Annotated in this window: 1 protein-coding gene; it reads left to right on the top strand. The window is 64.8% G+C overall.

Annotated features, from left to right (window positions below; genetic code table 11):
• A partial coding sequence (locus ACSNOC_RS28000; RefSeq protein ID WP_436750369.1) for a histidine kinase occupies positions 1–247 on the top strand: 247 nt, incomplete at both ends.

The following is a 247-nucleotide window of genomic DNA, read 5'->3' as shown; positions in this document are numbered from 1 at the left end:
CCTCAGCTCCATCTTGTTGCTCTCCCGTGCGGCCCGCGGCACCGACGATCCAGCGACCAAAGAGGAGCAGCTGGCGGTTATCGAAGACGTCGCGAGCGAAAACCTGGCTGAGGCACGCCGCTTCGTCCGCGAGCTTGCCGGCCCCGATGAGCGGCTGGAAACCCAGCTCACTTCCCTACTGTCCCAGATGCGCAGCCGCGTGAAAGCCTTAGGCGAGGACACCACCTTTGAGCTGGTGGTGTCCGGC

The organism is Streptomyces sp. URMC 129, from assembly GCF_051386415.1.
Lineage (GTDB): Bacteria > Actinomycetota > Actinomycetes > Streptomycetales > Streptomycetaceae > Streptomyces.
Note: the sequence above shows the minus strand (reverse complement) of the source record. Positions and strands in the feature narration are given on the sequence as shown.